Origin of the sequence: Klebsiella sp. 2680, from assembly GCF_900198535.1 — a bacterium.
GTDB lineage: Bacteria > Pseudomonadota > Gammaproteobacteria > Enterobacterales > Enterobacteriaceae > Klebsiella > Klebsiella indica.
Window position 1 is genome coordinate 240,753 of the sequence record NZ_FZNJ01000006.1, and the last position, 14,165, is coordinate 254,917.

The 14,165-nt window shown below is 54.7% G+C and carries 13 protein-coding genes; 9 read left to right on the plus strand and 4 right to left on the minus strand.

Features of this window, described 5'->3' with window-relative positions; translation table 11 throughout:
• Positions 1 to 332 precede the first annotated feature (332 nt).
• The 5 genes from FN037_RS21725 to ghrB all read left to right on the plus strand — a co-directional run bounded on the left by FN037_RS21725 (position 333) and on the right by ghrB (position 5,529).
• Positions 333 to 1,349 (plus strand): LacI family DNA-binding transcriptional regulator, encoded by a 1,017-nt coding sequence (locus FN037_RS21725; protein WP_138359540.1) that lies wholly within the window; start codon positions 333 to 335, stop codon positions 1,347 to 1,349.
• 109 nt (positions 1,350 to 1,458) lie between these two features.
• Positions 1,459 to 2,208, plus strand: coding sequence for a sugar phosphate isomerase/epimerase (locus tag FN037_RS21730; protein WP_138359542.1), 750 nt, complete (start codon positions 1,459 to 1,461; stop codon positions 2,206 to 2,208).
• Between the two features lie 3 nt (positions 2,209 to 2,211).
• Complete coding sequence (locus FN037_RS21735; protein WP_142503143.1) at positions 2,212 to 3,150, plus strand: sugar kinase; 939 nt, start codon at positions 2,212 to 2,214, stop codon at positions 3,148 to 3,150.
• A 102-nt stretch (positions 3,151 to 3,252) separates the two neighbouring features.
• The gene (locus FN037_RS21740; protein WP_138359546.1) at positions 3,253 to 4,533 is read left to right on the plus strand and encodes an MFS transporter; all 1,281 of its coding nucleotides are present in this window, start codon (positions 3,253 to 3,255) and stop codon (positions 4,531 to 4,533) included.
• Between the two features lie 24 nt (positions 4,534 to 4,557).
• On the plus strand, positions 4,558 to 5,529 hold the full coding sequence (ghrB, locus tag FN037_RS21745; RefSeq protein ID WP_138359548.1) for a glyoxylate/hydroxypyruvate reductase GhrB: 972 nt from the start codon (positions 4,558 to 4,560) through the stop codon (positions 5,527 to 5,529).
• A gap of 51 nt (positions 5,530 to 5,580) precedes the next feature.
• Here ghrB and FN037_RS21750 read toward each other — a convergent pair whose 3' ends face one another.
• Complete coding sequence (locus tag FN037_RS21750; protein ID WP_138359550.1) at positions 5,581 to 6,291, minus strand: DUF3053 domain-containing protein; 711 nt, start codon at positions 6,289 to 6,291, stop codon at positions 5,581 to 5,583.
• A gap of 442 nt (positions 6,292 to 6,733) precedes the next feature.
• Between FN037_RS21750 and FN037_RS21755 the strand changes: the two genes are divergently transcribed.
• The 3 genes from FN037_RS21755 to cspA all read left to right on the plus strand — a co-directional run bounded on the left by FN037_RS21755 (position 6,734) and on the right by cspA (position 9,240).
• A complete protein-coding gene (locus FN037_RS21755) occupies positions 6,734 to 8,092 on the plus strand; it encodes an MFS transporter (RefSeq protein ID WP_138359552.1) in 1,359 nt (452 codons plus the stop codon).
• Positions 8,093 to 8,469: 377 nt separating this feature from the next.
• A complete protein-coding gene (locus FN037_RS21760) occupies positions 8,470 to 8,763 on the plus strand; it encodes an HTH-type transcriptional regulator (RefSeq protein ID WP_138359554.1) in 294 nt (97 codons plus the stop codon).
• A 264-nt stretch (positions 8,764 to 9,027) separates the two neighbouring features.
• Entirely contained in the window at positions 9,028 to 9,240 is a 213-nt protein-coding gene (gene cspA / locus FN037_RS21765; protein WP_000014594.1) for an RNA chaperone/antiterminator CspA, read from the plus strand.
• A gap of 311 nt (positions 9,241 to 9,551) precedes the next feature.
• On the opposite strand, the gene glyS is transcribed toward cspA, so the two are convergent.
• The 3 genes from glyS to FN037_RS21780 all read right to left on the minus strand — a co-directional run bounded on the left by glyS (position 9,552) and on the right by FN037_RS21780 (position 12,975).
• Positions 9,552 to 11,621, minus strand: a complete 2,070-nt coding sequence (gene glyS / locus FN037_RS21770; protein WP_138359556.1) for a glycine--tRNA ligase subunit beta — start codon at positions 11,619 to 11,621, stop codon at positions 9,552 to 9,554.
• 9 nt (positions 11,622 to 11,630) lie between these two features.
• Positions 11,631 to 12,542, minus strand: coding sequence for a glycine--tRNA ligase subunit alpha (gene glyQ, locus FN037_RS21775; protein ID WP_005133816.1), 912 nt, complete (start codon positions 12,540 to 12,542; stop codon positions 11,631 to 11,633).
• A 127-nt stretch (positions 12,543 to 12,669) separates the two neighbouring features.
• Positions 12,670 to 12,975 (minus strand): YsaB family lipoprotein, encoded by a 306-nt coding sequence (locus FN037_RS21780; RefSeq protein WP_138359558.1) that lies wholly within the window; start codon positions 12,973 to 12,975, stop codon positions 12,670 to 12,672.
• A 180-nt stretch (positions 12,976 to 13,155) separates the two neighbouring features.
• Between FN037_RS21780 and FN037_RS21785 the strand changes: the two genes are divergently transcribed.
• The gene (locus tag FN037_RS21785; RefSeq protein ID WP_142503144.1) at positions 13,156 to 14,151 is read left to right on the plus strand and encodes an acyltransferase; all 996 of its coding nucleotides are present in this window, start codon (positions 13,156 to 13,158) and stop codon (positions 14,149 to 14,151) included.
• Positions 14,152 to 14,165: the final 14 nt, after the last annotated feature.

The following is a 14,165-nucleotide window of genomic DNA, read 5'->3' on the forward strand; positions in this document are numbered from 1 at the left end:
TATTAAGCCGTTCAATAGTATTTACAAATTGAGATGCGCTCTGCGGAATTTTCTCCGTCTTCGGACAACATAATCAACTGTCGTGGTTGCTGTGGCAAAGAATAAAAATAATTAAGGAAAGAAGCGAACGCATAATGGCGGGTTTCAGCACAATGCCGGACGCCAGGGGAATGGGCGAAACGTCCTCCTGGCCATTCACTCGCAGCGGAGATGACAAGCACCTTTCATATTAACCGTGAACGGTACAGGCCACTGAACAGAACCAGGCAAAATGCTTGATATAGCGGATTTTCGCGCTAAGGTGTGTGCAGATTTCAGCAAAGGAAGCCACCATGGCGAAAGCGGCGCGAGCAACCATTAGCGATGTGGCGAAAGCCGCAAAAACCGGCAAAACCAGCATTTCACGCTATCTGAACGGCGAAAAACATCTGCTTTCCGACGATCTGCTGGGGCGGATTGAAAAAGCCATCGCCGAGCTTGATTATCGCCCCAGCCTGATGGCCCGCGGCCTGAAGCATGGCCGTACCCGGCTGATTGGCCTGATTATCGCCGATATCACCAACCCCTACTCCGTCAATGTGCTCAGCGGCATCGAGGCCGCCTGCCGTGATAAAGGCTTCACGCTGCTGGTGTGTAATACCAACAACGAAGTGGACCAGGAGCTTCACTATCTCGACCTCCTGCGCAGCTATCAGGTGGAAGGGATTGTGGTCAACGCGGTGGGAATGCGCGAAGACGGGCTTAACCGCCTGCAGCAGTCGGCGCTGCCGATGGTGCTTATCGACCGCAAAATTCCTGAATTCGCCTGCGATGTCGTCGGTCTCGATAACACCCAGGCCGCGACCACCGCCACCGAACATCTGGTGGAAAAAGGCTTTGAAGCATTGTTGTTCCTCAGCGAGCCGCTCGGCTCGGTCAATACCCGCCGCGAGCGCCTGAACGCCTTTCATCAGACGCTCCGCCACCATGCCGATATTGTCGCGGAAAACGCCGAAGTACCGCTGAACGATAGCGCGATGCTGGATGACGTCCTGCGTCATTTCCACTCCCACCATCGTGGGATGCGTAAAGCGGTGATTTCCGCTAATGGGGCGCTGACCCTGCAGGTCGCGCGCGCCCTGAAGCGCGTTGGCCTGATTTGGGGCAGCGATATCGGGCTGCTGGGTTTCGATGAGCTGGAGTGGGCCGAGCTGGCGGGCGTGGGGATTACGACACTTAAGCAACCCACCTGGCAGATTGGTTTCGCCGCTATCGAGCAGGTCGTGCGGCGGATTAACGGCAGTAACGACCCGGTCTGTGAACGGGTGTTTTCCGGTGAACTCATCGTCAGGGGCTCCACCTCCCGCTAACGATCCTTCGTGATGGCGATCATAAATTAGACATACTGACCTTTTCTTTGGAACCGGTACCATCTAGCGTAATAAATAACGCATCAGATAACCGCCGGGAGTTTATGGAATGGCCAGGAAAATTATTGTCGTTACCGCCGCTTACGGTAATGACCATGTTAAAGCGCTCGGCGGGCAGTCCGCCGTGCTGCCGTTTATCGCCGCTGCCGGCGCGGACGGCGTGGAAATTCGCCGCGAACTGTTCAGCGCCGATGAACTGAACCACCTGCCGTCGCTGGCCGCAGACATTGAGCGCCGTGGTCTGCTGGCTTGCTACTCAGCGCCGGAAGCCCTGTTTGCCCGCGATGGCGCGCTCAATCCGCAACTTCCCTCTCTCCTGCTGGAAGCGCAAACCCTTAATGCGCTGTGGCTGAAACTCTCGCTGGGCAACTTTAACCACCACAAGGAACTGGAAGCGCTGCGGGATATTCTGCGCGAAAGCGGGATGACGCTGGTGGTTGAGAACGATCAGACTGATTGCGGCCAGTTAGCGCCAATGCAACGCTTCAAAGCCGCCTGCCGGGTTAATCAGCTGCCCATCACCCTGACCTTTGATATGGGCAACTGGTTGTGGGTCGGCGACTCGCCGGAAGAAGCCGCCCGCCATCTGGCGCCCGCCGTCAGCTATATCCACGTCAAAGCGGCTGAGCCGCATCATTCGCACTTTCGTGCCGTGCCGCCGGACGAAGCTGCCGACCGCTGGCTGACACTGCTCGACAACCTGCCCGCCGATGCCCCCCGCGGGATTGAATTTCCGCTGACCGGGCAGGACCTGACGGCCGTGACCCGCCGCTATGTCAACCTGTTACGCAAGGATTAAGTTATGCAAAAAACGTTGGATGTCATCACGATAGGCGAAGCTATGGCGATGTTTGTCGCCAGCGAAACCGGTGAACTGGCTGACGCTGAGCACTTTATGAAACGCGTTGCGGGGGCCGAACTGAACGTCGCCACCGGCCTTGCCCGTCTGGGTTTTCGCGTCGGCTGGGTAAGCCGCGTCGGCGAGGATAGCTTTGGCCGCTTCATCCTCAACACGCTGGCGAAAGAGGGAATCGACGCTGACGGGGTTAGCCTGGATCGCCGCTACGCTACCGGCTTTCAGTTGAAATCTAAAGTCGATAATGGAACCGATCCCATTGTGGAATATTTCCGTAAAGGCTCCGCCGCCAGCCATCTGTCGCCGGACGACTTTAACGAAGCGTACTTCGCCAGCGCCCGTCATCTGCACTTAAGCGGCGTCGCCGCCGCGCTGTCAGACAGCTCGTACGCGCTGCTGGAGCATGCTGCTCGTGCCATGAAAGGCCAGGGGAAAACCCTCTCATTCGACCCGAATCTGCGTCCGACGCTATGGAAAAGTACCGCCGAAATGGTCGGGCAACTCAACCGCCTCGCTTTTCAGGCCGACTGGGTGCTGCCTGGTTTGAAAGAAGGGATGATTCTGACCGGTCAGCAGACGCCCGAAGCCATCGCCGATTTCTACCTAACCCGCGGCGTACGCACGGTGGTGATCAAGACCGGTTCCGATGGCGCCTGGTATAAAACCGCTGACGGCGACCAGGGGGCGGTAGCGGCGATAAAAGTCGATAACGTCGTGGATACCGTCGGCGCAGGCGATGGTTTTGCCGTCGGCGTGATTAGCGCCCTGCTGGAAGGCAAGTCGCTGCAGCAGGCGGTACTGCGCGGCAACAAAATCGGTTCATTGGCCATTCAGGTCCAGGGCGATAGCGAAGGGTTGCCCACGCGCGAGGCGCTGGGCGAGTAAGCAACGCCCACGCAATGTACGGCCGTCCTGTACCCTACATGCAGCGCGGCGTAACCGATCTTTTCTAATGATAAATGTCACCTCACTCACAGAGGCAATCCTATGAATAGCTCGACAAATGCAACAAAACGCTGGTGGTATATCATGCCTATCGTGTTTATCACCTATAGCCTGGCATACCTCGACCGCGCTAACTTCAGTTTCGCTTCAGCAGCCGGTATTACTGAAGATTTGGGCATCACCAAAGGTATCTCTTCCCTGCTGGGGGCGCTATTTTTCCTCGGCTACTTCTTTTTTCAGATCCCCGGCGCGATTTATGCCGAACGCCGCAGCGTACGCAAACTGATTTTTATCTGCCTGATTCTGTGGGGCGCCTGCGCCTCGCTGACCGGGATGGTGCACAATATCCCGGCGCTGGCGGCAATCCGCTTTATTCTTGGCGTCGTAGAGGCGGCGGTAATGCCCGCGATGCTGATTTATATCAGCAACTGGTTTACCAAATCCGAACGTTCTCGCGCCAATACGTTCCTGATCCTCGGCAATCCGGTAACGGTGCTGTGGATGTCGGTTGTGTCCGGTTACCTGATTCAGTCTTTCGGCTGGCGGGAAATGTTCATCTTTGAAGGTGTACCGGCGATTATCTGGGCATGCTGCTGGTGGGTACTGGTGAAGGATAAACCGTCCCAGGTCAACTGGCTGGCGGAAAGCGAAAAAGCCGCGCTGCAGGAACAACTGGAACGTGAACAACAGGGCATCAAACCGATACGCAACTACGGTGAAGCTTTCCGCTCGCGTAACGTTGTGCTGCTGTGTATGCAGTATTTTGCCTGGAGCATCGGGGTTTACGGTTTCGTCCTGTGGCTACCGTCGATTATCCGCAGCGGCGGCGAGAATATGGGGATGGTTGAGGTCGGCTGGCTCTCTTCGGTTCCTTATCTGGCGGCGACCATCGCCATGATCGTGGTGTCATGGGCCTCCGATAAGATGCAGAATCGCAAGCTGTTTGTCTGGCCGCTACTGCTGATTGGCGGGCTGGCGTTTATCGGCTCCTGGGCCGTCGGCGCCCACCATTTCTGGGTTTCCTATTCGTTACTGGTGATTGCCGGTGCGGCGATGTACGCCCCATACGGGCCTTTCTTCGCCATCATCCCTGAAATGCTGCCGCGTAACGTTGCCGGGGGTGCGATGGCGCTGATCAACAGCATGGGCGCCCTGGGGTCTTTCTTCGGTTCCTGGTTTGTGGGCTATCTGAATGGCACTACCGGTAGCCCGTCCGCATCGTACATTTTTATGGGAGTGGCGCTTTTCGCTTCGGTATGGCTTACTCTGATTGTTAAGCCTGCTAATAATCAAAAAATTCCGCTTGGCGCACGTCACGCCTGAAACCTTCACATAATGGAGATCCGCATGAAGCCGTCAGTTATTCTCTACAAAACGCTTCCCGACGACCTACAACAGCGTCTGGAACAACACTTTACCGTGACTCAGGTGAAAAACCTGAATCCGGAGACCGTTTCACAACATGCCGCCGCCTTTGCTGAAGCGGTGGGTCTGCTGGGCGCCAGCGAAAAAGTCGATACCGCGTTACTGGAGAACATGCCGAAGCTTCGTGCAACCTCAACCATCTCCGTCGGCTATGACAACTTCGACGTTGATGCCCTGAATGCACGTAAAATATTACTGATGCACACCCCGACGGTGTTGACCGAAACCGTGGCCGATACCGTGATGGCGCTGATTTTAAGTACCGCGCGTCGGGTGGTTGAAGTCGCCGACCGCGTAAAAGCCGGGGAGTGGACGAAAAGCATTGGCCCGGACTGGTTTGGTAACGATGTGCATCATAAAACCCTGGGCATCGTCGGCATGGGGCGTATCGGGATGGCACTCGCCCAGCGCGCGCATGCGGGTTTCGGCATGCCGATTCTCTACAACGCTCGTCGCCAGCACCCGCAGGCGGAAGAGCGGTTTAATGCCCGCTATTGCGATCTCGATACGTTGTTGCAGGAAGCCGATTTTGTCTGCCTGATCCTGCCGCTGACTGACGAGACGTATCACCTGTTTGGCAAAGCGCAGTTCGCCAGGATGAAGTCCTCCGCCATCTTTATTAACGCCGGTCGTGGCGCCGTGGTTGACGAGAAATCGCTGATTGCCGCCCTACAGGAAGGGAAAATTTATGCTGCCGGACTGGACGTGTTCGAACAAGAACCGCTGGCGAAAGATTCTCCGCTGCTAAGTCTGCCAAACGTCGTTGCGTTGCCGCATATAGGCTCCGCAACCCACGAGACTCGTTACAATATGGCGGCCTGCGCGGTGGATAATCTGATTGATGCCCTGAACGGCAAAGTCGAGAAGAACTGCGTTAATCCGCACGTGAAGTGAGAAACAGCAATCCCGGATAAAGCAGACGCCTTACCCGGGAGATCTGACCACTTAGCGCGTCGCGTTCACCGCCGCGGTCCACGCCTGATTAAAAGCCTGGTGCTGCGCGGGCAAGGGCCCGACCAGCGTATTATACTGGCTGGCCTGCTGTGAAGTCGGGAACTGAATGCCGTTGGCGACGAAGCTGACCTGCGTCCCCTGTTGGGCAATAAAATCACCGACCTGCACCAGTTGCCGGGTGAAGACCTGCGCCACCGGGATCAGCGGCTGCAGCGCATTCGCTGGCGTCGTCACGACTTTATTATAAACCTGGTCGAAGACCGGCTTCAGATCGTCGCTCTGTTTCAGCGCGCCGTGAGCGGCATCGGCCTGCATTTTTGCGTTTTCCAGTTGCTGGCTCAGAACGCCCAGCGCGCCGTTTGCCTGACGCAGCGGTTCGCGTTGAGTCACATAATCCTGCGGCACGCGAATCGCATTCACGCTATCCACCACCGGACGCAACCCCGCATCCATCGCCTGACTCACCTGCTGTGAATAACCGTAAATCACCGCGTAATCGGAAACGAAAGGTCCGAACTGTTTTTTCTGATCGGCGGTCAGCGTCGGCAGACGTTCGCCGCTACGCATTGCCGTATTTTGCAGGAAGTCGATGAACGCTTTGCGCTGATCGCCTTCTTTATCGAAACACCCACTCAGGCTAACCACCATTAACAGGGCTGCAATAGCCGCAAACCAGCGAGAGCAGGACTTTCCTGTCGCCATTTTTTTACTCCTTTCAGCCAAAAAAAGCGCAAACAGGCACACACGTGCCAGCCGCTGACAAGGATAGTCCAGGTCAGCCTTACAGGATACCTTTTCCTGACAATCTTCCCCCTTAAAAAGCAGGTATTCGGCCTTTGCGCCCCCACGACTATCGTCTGTTAAGTACATCACAATTACGGCTAGCGCTTAATGCTCGACAGAATTATTTAATTCACTGATTTTATTTGATTTACTAACCCTTCCCTTCTGACGGTTCGCGAAAACGGACGATAATCGCACGCTTACCGGCTGACCTGCATTGCCTGAAACAGAGTTCGATGATTTTATTAAATGAGGCGATTAACGACACTTCGTTCGATAATCGCACAGACAATATCAATGACCGCGAGGGTGATAACAATAATCTATCTCTGTCCCCCGCTCAGCCTGCCAGGAATGCCGTATGAAGAAGACAACCATCGATATTCAGGCTTTTATCAATGAACATCCCTTCACGAAATACCAGTGGATGATTCTGGCCTTATGTTTTATCACCGTCGCGATGGACGGGTTCGATACCGCGATAATCGGCTTTATTGCCTCTGACCTTGTGCAGGAATGGGGGGTTGAAAAGTCGGCGTTGGGCCCGGTAATGAGCGCCGCCCTGGTGGGACTTGCCGTCGGTGCGCTGACCGCTGGCCCTCTCGCCGACCGCATCGGACGTAAGAAAGTGTTGATTATGTCGATCATGGTTTTCGGCGGCTTCAGCCTGCTGACCGCCTTTGCCACCAGCCTCAATCAGCTGACGCTGCTGCGTTTTCTTACCGGTTTAGGGCTGGGGGCCGCGATGCCAAACGCCGCGACGCTGATGAGTGAATACGCGCCTGAACGACGCCGTGCCCTGATGGTCAACCTGATGTTTGTCGGTTTTCCGATGGGCTCGTCGATGGGAGGTTTCCTCTCCGCCTGGATGATCCCCCACTACGGCTGGCAGAGCGTACTGGTGCTTGGCGGCGTGATGCCGCTGCTGCTGGCGGTTGCGCTGCTCTTTCTCCTGCCGGAATCAGCACGATATATGGTCGTTAAACAACAGCCTGCCCGGCGTATCGCCGCCGTTTTGCGCCGTATCGCGCCCGTTCCTGAGCAAGCCGAATTTGAGTTACGGGAAGCAGGACAGGTAAAAGAGAAATCGGCCATCGGGGTTATTTTCTCACCGCGCTATGCCATCGGTACCATAATGCTGTGCCTGACCTACTTTATGGGTCTGCTGATCTTTTATTTACTCACCAGTTGGCTCCCGCTGCTGATTCGCGAAACCGGCGCAACCATGAGCCAGGCCTCGATTATTACCGCGCTGTTCCCGCTGGGAGGCGGTATTGGCGTGCTTATCCTCGGCGCGTTGATGGATAAGATCAATCCGAACAAAGTGGTTGCCGTGGGCTGGCTGTTAACCGGAATATTCGTTTGCCTGGTTGGTTTCTCAACCCACAGCCTGCTGCTGATGGGGGTGATGGTCTTTATCGCCGGCAGCATTATGAACGGCGCGCAATCATCCATGCCTGCGCTGGCCGCCGGATTTTATCCCACACAGGGGCGCGCGACCGGTGTTGCCTGGATGTTGGGGATTGGACGCTTCGGCGGGATTCTTGGCGCGTTCAGCGGCGCTTTCTTGATGCAGGCCCAGCTCTCCTTCGAAACCATTTTCTCTCTGCTGGCGATCCCGGCCTTCTTGTCCGCCATTGCGCTGCTGGTGAAATACAAACTGGGTCAACAAAAGCCGCAGACGTTACCGCGTGAAGTTGATAAGCTGCAAAAAGCATAATCGGCAGGCCAGCGAGACAACGCTGGCCTTTATCCTTTTCTTCTTACCTATACGCTAAATAATTCGAGTTGCAGGACAAAACGGTTAACCGTTTTGAACGTCGCGAAGCGACGGCCCGCAGGCCGAGTTTGATGGATGAGACGCGTCACGCAAAAGCCAACACACCTGCAACTTGAAGTATGACCAGTTTATTTACAATAATTTTCTAACCTGGCTCATTTAGATACTAATCATCGCCTTACCTCACTCAGCCAGCCCGTAAAAAAATCGGCGGATACATAATGACCAGGATAAGCATTCTTTGCGTTTTTTTTCCGACTATTCTTAAGAGGCTCTACAAAATTCACCCTCCGCCGTATGATAGAGAGGAGTTCTCAATGGAATATAAAGATCCTGCGTTCGAACTACTAAGCAGCCTGGAACAAATTATTTTTAACGATCAGGCTCAGACCGTTTCCCTGACGCATAAGCCCGCTGTATTCAATGAATTTGAACAACTACGCAAAGGCACCGGCTTGAAAATAGATGATTTCGCCAATGCCATGGGCGTCAGCGTCGCGATGGTAAAAGAGTGGGAATCAAGACGCGTAAAACCCTCGATCACTGAACTCAAACTAATGCGCCTGATACAGGCAAATCCTCAGCTTTCAAGACAACTTATTGACTCATGATCTCAGGTAAAGTTTGTTACGGTTAGCGGTCCTGGAAAGGACCGTTTTTATATCGCCGAAAAAAAAGTTTGCTATCACCGCCTGAAAATGCGTTAATGCTCCCCGGTTTGATGTAAAGACCACAGAGCATTCGAATAGAGCAGTCCTTCAAAGGTTATCCGTTGATAGATACCCCGGTAGTGAACTTTCCCTTTATCGCTTCAAATCTGTAGTCCAGACCATAACGCCGAAAGGCTCATTTATTTTTCTTAAAGGTAATTCACTATGTCCGGTAAAATGACTGGTATCGTAAAATGGTTCAACGCTGATAAAGGCTTCGGCTTCATCACTCCTGACGATGGCTCTAAAGACGTGTTCGTACACTTCTCCGCTATCCAGAACGATGGCTACAAATCCCTGGATGAAGGTCAGAAAGTTTCCTTCACCATCGAAAGCGGCGCTAAAGGCCCGGCAGCTGGTAACGTAACCAGCCTGTAATCTTAGCTTTATAAGCTCAGAATTGAAGATCCCTGCCAGTCGGCGGGGATTTTTTTTGCCTTTTTCCCCATAAAAAAACCTGCCAGATGGCAGGTCAGATTGCTGACAAAGTGCGTTTTTCCGGAATTGCCCGGCGGCGCTTCGCTTGCGCGGGCCTACGAAAAACCCATAACATGATGATATTATTGGTTTTACATGCCAGGTAAAGCGATAGCCGCCACCCGGCAGAAATGCGAGCACAATATCTAAATCAGGTTTGTCATCAGCCTCAAAACCTGCCAGATGGCAGGTTTTATTTTATTGCGACGAACTTACTGCAGCAGGGAAATATCCGCTACCTGCAGGAACAGATCGCGCAGTTTAGACAACAGCGTCAGACGGTTGATACGCACGTTCTGGTCTTCAGCGTTAACCATCACGTTTTCGAAAAACTCATCTACCGGCTCGCGCAAGGAAGCCAGTTCGATCAGCGCATCCTGGTAACGGCCTTCCGCGAAGTACGGCTGCAGTTTGTCGCGTAGTACCACCAGATTCCCCGCCAGTTTGATCTCCGCGGCTTCTTTCAGTACGGAAGCGTGGACGATATCGTTCAGCACTTCGTCGGACTTCGCCAGAATGTTGGAGACACGTTTGTTCGCCGCCGCCAGCGCGGAGGCTTCTTCCAGCGTGCGGAAGTGCGACACGGCCTTCATACGGGCATCGAAATCCGCCGGACGGGTCGGACGACGCGCCAGAACCGCCTGAATGGTGTCCACGGTGTAACCTTCATCCTGATACCAGGCGCGGAAACGACCGAGCATAAAGTCGATAACGTCATCCACCACATTCTCGTTAGTCAGCTTGTCGCCATACAGACGCGCGGCTTCTTCGGTCAGCGTTTGCAGATCCAGATTCAGGTTCTTCTCAACGATGATACGCAGCACGCCCAGCGCGGCACGACGCAGCGCGAACGGGTCTTTATCGCCTTTCGGATGCTGACCGATACCAAAGATACCCGCCAGCGTGTCCATCTTGTCGGCAATCGCCAGCGCGCAGGCAACCGGGTTAGACGGCAGGTCGTCACCGGCAAAGCGCGGCTGATACTGCTCGTTCAGCGCGACAGCCACATCTTCCGCTTCGCCGTCATGGCGCGCATAGTGCATGCCCATCACGCCCTGCGTGTCGGTGAACTCAAACACCATGTTGGTCATCAGGTCACATTTCGACAGCAGGCCCGCACGGGTAGCGTGGTTAACATCCGCGCCAATTTGTGCGGCAATCCAGCCCGCCAGCGCCTGAATACGGTCGGTCTTGTCGCGCAGCGTACCCAGCTGTTGCTGGAACAGCACGGTTTGCAGACGCGGCAGGTTATCTTCCAGACGTTTTTTACGGTCGGTATTGAAGAAGAACTCGGCATCTGCCAGACGCGGACGTACCACCTTCTCATTACCGGAGATGATTTGCTGCGGATCTTTGGATTCGATGTTCGCCACGAAGATAAAGTTCGGCAACAGTTTGCCGTCTGCGGCGTAAACCGGGAAGTATTTCTGGTCGCCCTTCATGGTGTAAACCAGCGCTTCAGACGGCACCGCGAGGAATTTCTCTTCGAATGTCGCCGTCAGCACCACCGGCCATTCCACCAGCGACGTGACCTCTTCCAGCAGGCTCTCGCTCAGGTCAGCGTTACCGCCAATCTGACGCGCCGCTTCTTCTGCATCGGCTTTGATTTTCGCTTTACGCTCGGCGTAATCCGCAATCACTTTGCCGCGCTCACGCAGGATTTCAGGGTACTGATCGGCAGAGTCGAGGGTGATTTCCGGCTCGCCCATAAAGCGATGGCCGCGAATGACGCGATCGGACGGGATACCCAGAATCGTTGCCGGAATGAGCTTGTCGCCCAGCAGCAGCGTGACGGTGTGTACCGGACGCACAAAGTGAACGTCAGACGCGCCCCAGCGCATCAGTTTCGGAATCGGCAGCTTCGCCAGAGAGGTGGCAATCATGTTCGGTAGCAGCGCTTCGGTGCTTTCGCCTTTCACATGCGCGCGATACAGCAGCCATTCGCCTTTGTCTGTGGTCAGACGTTCAGCCTGATCCACGGTGATGCCGCAACCACGCGCCCAGCCTTCCGCCGCTTTACTCGGTTTGCCTTCCGCGTCAAACGCCTGGGCAATCGCCGGGCCGCGTTTTTCAACTTCGCGATCGGGTTGAGAAGCAGCAAGATTCGCCACTTTCAGCGCCAGACGGCGCGGTGCGGCGAACCACTCTACGTTGCCGTGTGCGAGGCCAGCGTTATCCAGCTCCGCAGTAACGTTCGCAGCAAAGGACTCCGCCAGGCTGCGCAGGGCTTTTGGTGGCAGCTCTTCAGTGCCGATTTCCACCAGAAAAGTTTTCTCAGACATGGCCGCCTCTTATTTGTCTTTGTTGCACATCGGGAAGCCAAGGGCTTCACGGGAAGCGTAGTAAGCTTCTGCCACTGCTTTGGTCAGGGTGCGAATGCGCAGGATGTAGCGCTGACGCTCGGTGACGGAGATGGCTTTACGCGCATCCAGCAGGTTAAAGCTATGGGCGGCTTTCAGAATACGCTCGTAAGCAGGCAGCGGCAGCGGGTTTTCCAGCGCCAGCAGTTGCTGTGCTTCTTTCTCATACTGTTCGAAACAGGTGAACAGGAAATCCACATCGGCGTATTCAAAGTTGTAGGTGGATTGCTCCACTTCATTCTGATGGAACACGTCGCCATAGGTGGTTTTACCCAGCAGGCCGTCGCTCCAGACCAGGTCGTAAACGCTGTCTACGCCCTGAATGTACATCGCAAGACGTTCCAGACCGTAGGTGATCTCACCGGTAACCGGCTTACACTCCAGACCGCCAACCTGCTGGAAGTAGGTGAACTGAGTTACTTCCATGCCGTTCAGCCACACTTCCCAGCCCAGACCCCAGGCGCCCAGCGTCGGGTTTTCCCAGTTATCTTCCACGAAACGGATATCGTGGATCGTCGGGTCCATCCCCAGCTCTTTCAGAGAACCGAGATACAGCTCCTGGATGTTATCCGGCGATGGCTTAATCACCACCTGGAACTGATAATAGTGCTGTAAACGGTTTGGGTTTTCGCCGTAGCGGCCATCGGTCGGACGACGAGAAGGCTGCACATAGGCGGTCGCCATCGGCTCTGGCCCCAGTGCGCGCAAGCAGGTCATTGGGTGAGAAGTCCCTGCGCCGACTTCCATGTCCAGTGGTTGAACAATGGTGCAGCCCTGACGAGCCCAGTAATCCTGTAAGGTCAGGATCAGGCCCTGGAAGGTCCTGGTATCAAACTTTTGCATATTATTTCGTGCTGGATACGTGTGGATTTAAAGGAAGGAGTCAGTATACCCGCTGGCTGCGAGATATACAGTATGAAACGGGATTGTTTAAGGAAAATTGCGGAAATTAACGCCGCCAGGTAGCTATTTAGCGCATCGAAAGATGCGAAAACTGACCGTCCTGATCAAAAGAGCAGATAAAACGCTCATTACGTTCAGTATGCCCTGAAAGCTCGTAGCTTCCCTGGAACTGGGCAAAATGGCTGACATCAATCTGCCCCACGCCTGTACGGTAACGAACGGCAGCATTGTCCTTGCACAGTTGTTCCATATTGAGGGTTATCTGTGGCGTTATCCGCGCGCTTTGTGTCTGCTGCGCTGGCGGAGGCGCCGTTTCGCTGCAAGCGGCAAGAAGGCACAACAGCAGTCCACAAAATACCGACTTCATCACCATTTTTTCTCGACCGCCTTGTTAGCAAGTTATTATCGTTAAGGTTATATGACATAACATGATTATTGTGCGAATTGCGCCCCGCCCCGACAAGTCGATGGCGAAAAACTCAGATTATTCCACTGCGATGCCAGCGGATAAGAGCAGTCAGACCCTCTTTGGCAAGGGGATACCGAGGTACTGATGCAGGAAAAAATAAACTGGATTACCAATTTGCGCGGTATTGCCTGCCTGATGGTCGTGATGATTCACAGCACCGCGTGGTACATTACTCATCCGCACGCCATTAGCCTGCTGGCCTGGGATATGGCAAATTTGCTTAACTCGGCGTCCCGCGTCAGCGTACCGCTGTTTTTCATGATTTCAGGCTATCTGTTTTTCGGCGAGCGCAGCGCTCGCCCCCGGCATTTTCTGCGCATCGCGCTTTGCATTCTCTTTTACAGCGCGCTATCGCTGCTCTATATCACCCTGTTCACCCATATCAACGTCGAACAGTCGCTGAAGAATTTGCTGCAAAAGCCGGTGTTCTATCATCTGTGGTTTTTCTTCGCCATCGCCGTGATCTATCTGCTTTCGCCGCTGATTCAGGTCAAACAGGTTAGTGGCAAAATGCTACTGGCGCTGATGCTGGTGACCGGCATTATCGCGAATCCGAATATGGTGGCGGTGAAAGCGGGGGGAATAACGTGGCTGCCGATAAATCTCTACATTAACGGCGATACCTTTTACTACGTGCTGTACGGGGTGCTGGGACGCGCAATCGGTATGATGGACACCGACAAAAAAGGACTGACGCCACTCTGTGCCGCCCTTTTCATCGCGGCAGTATGGGGCATATCACGCGGTACGCTGCACGAACTGCGCTGGCGCGGCGATTTTGGCGATACCTGGTATTTATACTGCGGCCCGGCGGTTTTTGTCTGCGCGATAACCCTGCTGACGCTGGTCAAAAATACGCTGAATACGCGCCCGATACCGATAATTGCGCCGATCGCGCGGCACTCCTTAGGTATTTACGGTTTTCATGCGCTAATTATCCACGCATTGCGCGCCAGCGGGCTGGAAATCACCCGCTGGCCGCTCCTCGACATTGCCTGGATATTCAGCGCAGCGCTGCTGGGAAGCCTGCTGCTATCAGCCCTGGTTCAACGGTTCGATCGCCGTCGCCTGTTGAGTTAAGCACAGGCGAAAGT

Coding starts and splice junctions, on each gene's coding strand:
- FN037_RS21725 (WP_138359540.1), top strand. CDS start 333: ATGGCGAAAGCGGCGCGAGCAACCATTAGCGATGTGGCGAAAGCCGCA.
- FN037_RS21730 (WP_138359542.1), top strand. CDS start 1,459: ATGGCCAGGAAAATTATTGTCGTTACCGCCGCTTACGGTAATGACCAT.
- FN037_RS21735 (WP_142503143.1), top strand. CDS start 2,212: ATGCAAAAAACGTTGGATGTCATCACGATAGGCGAAGCTATGGCGATG.
- FN037_RS21740 (WP_138359546.1), top strand. CDS start 3,253: ATGAATAGCTCGACAAATGCAACAAAACGCTGGTGGTATATCATGCCT.
- ghrB (WP_138359548.1), top strand. CDS start 4,558: ATGAAGCCGTCAGTTATTCTCTACAAAACGCTTCCCGACGACCTACAA.
- FN037_RS21750 (WP_138359550.1), bottom strand. CDS start 6,291: ATGGCGACAGGAAAGTCCTGCTCTCGCTGGTTTGCGGCTATTGCAGCC.
- FN037_RS21755 (WP_138359552.1), top strand. CDS start 6,734: ATGAAGAAGACAACCATCGATATTCAGGCTTTTATCAATGAACATCCC.
- FN037_RS21760 (WP_138359554.1), top strand. CDS start 8,470: ATGGAATATAAAGATCCTGCGTTCGAACTACTAAGCAGCCTGGAACAA.
- cspA (WP_000014594.1), top strand. CDS start 9,028: ATGTCCGGTAAAATGACTGGTATCGTAAAATGGTTCAACGCTGATAAA.
- glyS (WP_138359556.1), bottom strand. CDS start 11,621: ATGTCTGAGAAAACTTTTCTGGTGGAAATCGGCACTGAAGAGCTGCCA.
- glyQ (WP_005133816.1), bottom strand. CDS start 12,542: ATGCAAAAGTTTGATACCAGGACCTTCCAGGGCCTGATCCTGACCTTA.
- FN037_RS21780 (WP_138359558.1), bottom strand. CDS start 12,975: ATGGTGATGAAGTCGGTATTTTGTGGACTGCTGTTGTGCCTTCTTGCC.
- FN037_RS21785 (WP_142503144.1), top strand. CDS start 13,156: ATGCAGGAAAAAATAAACTGGATTACCAATTTGCGCGGTATTGCCTGC.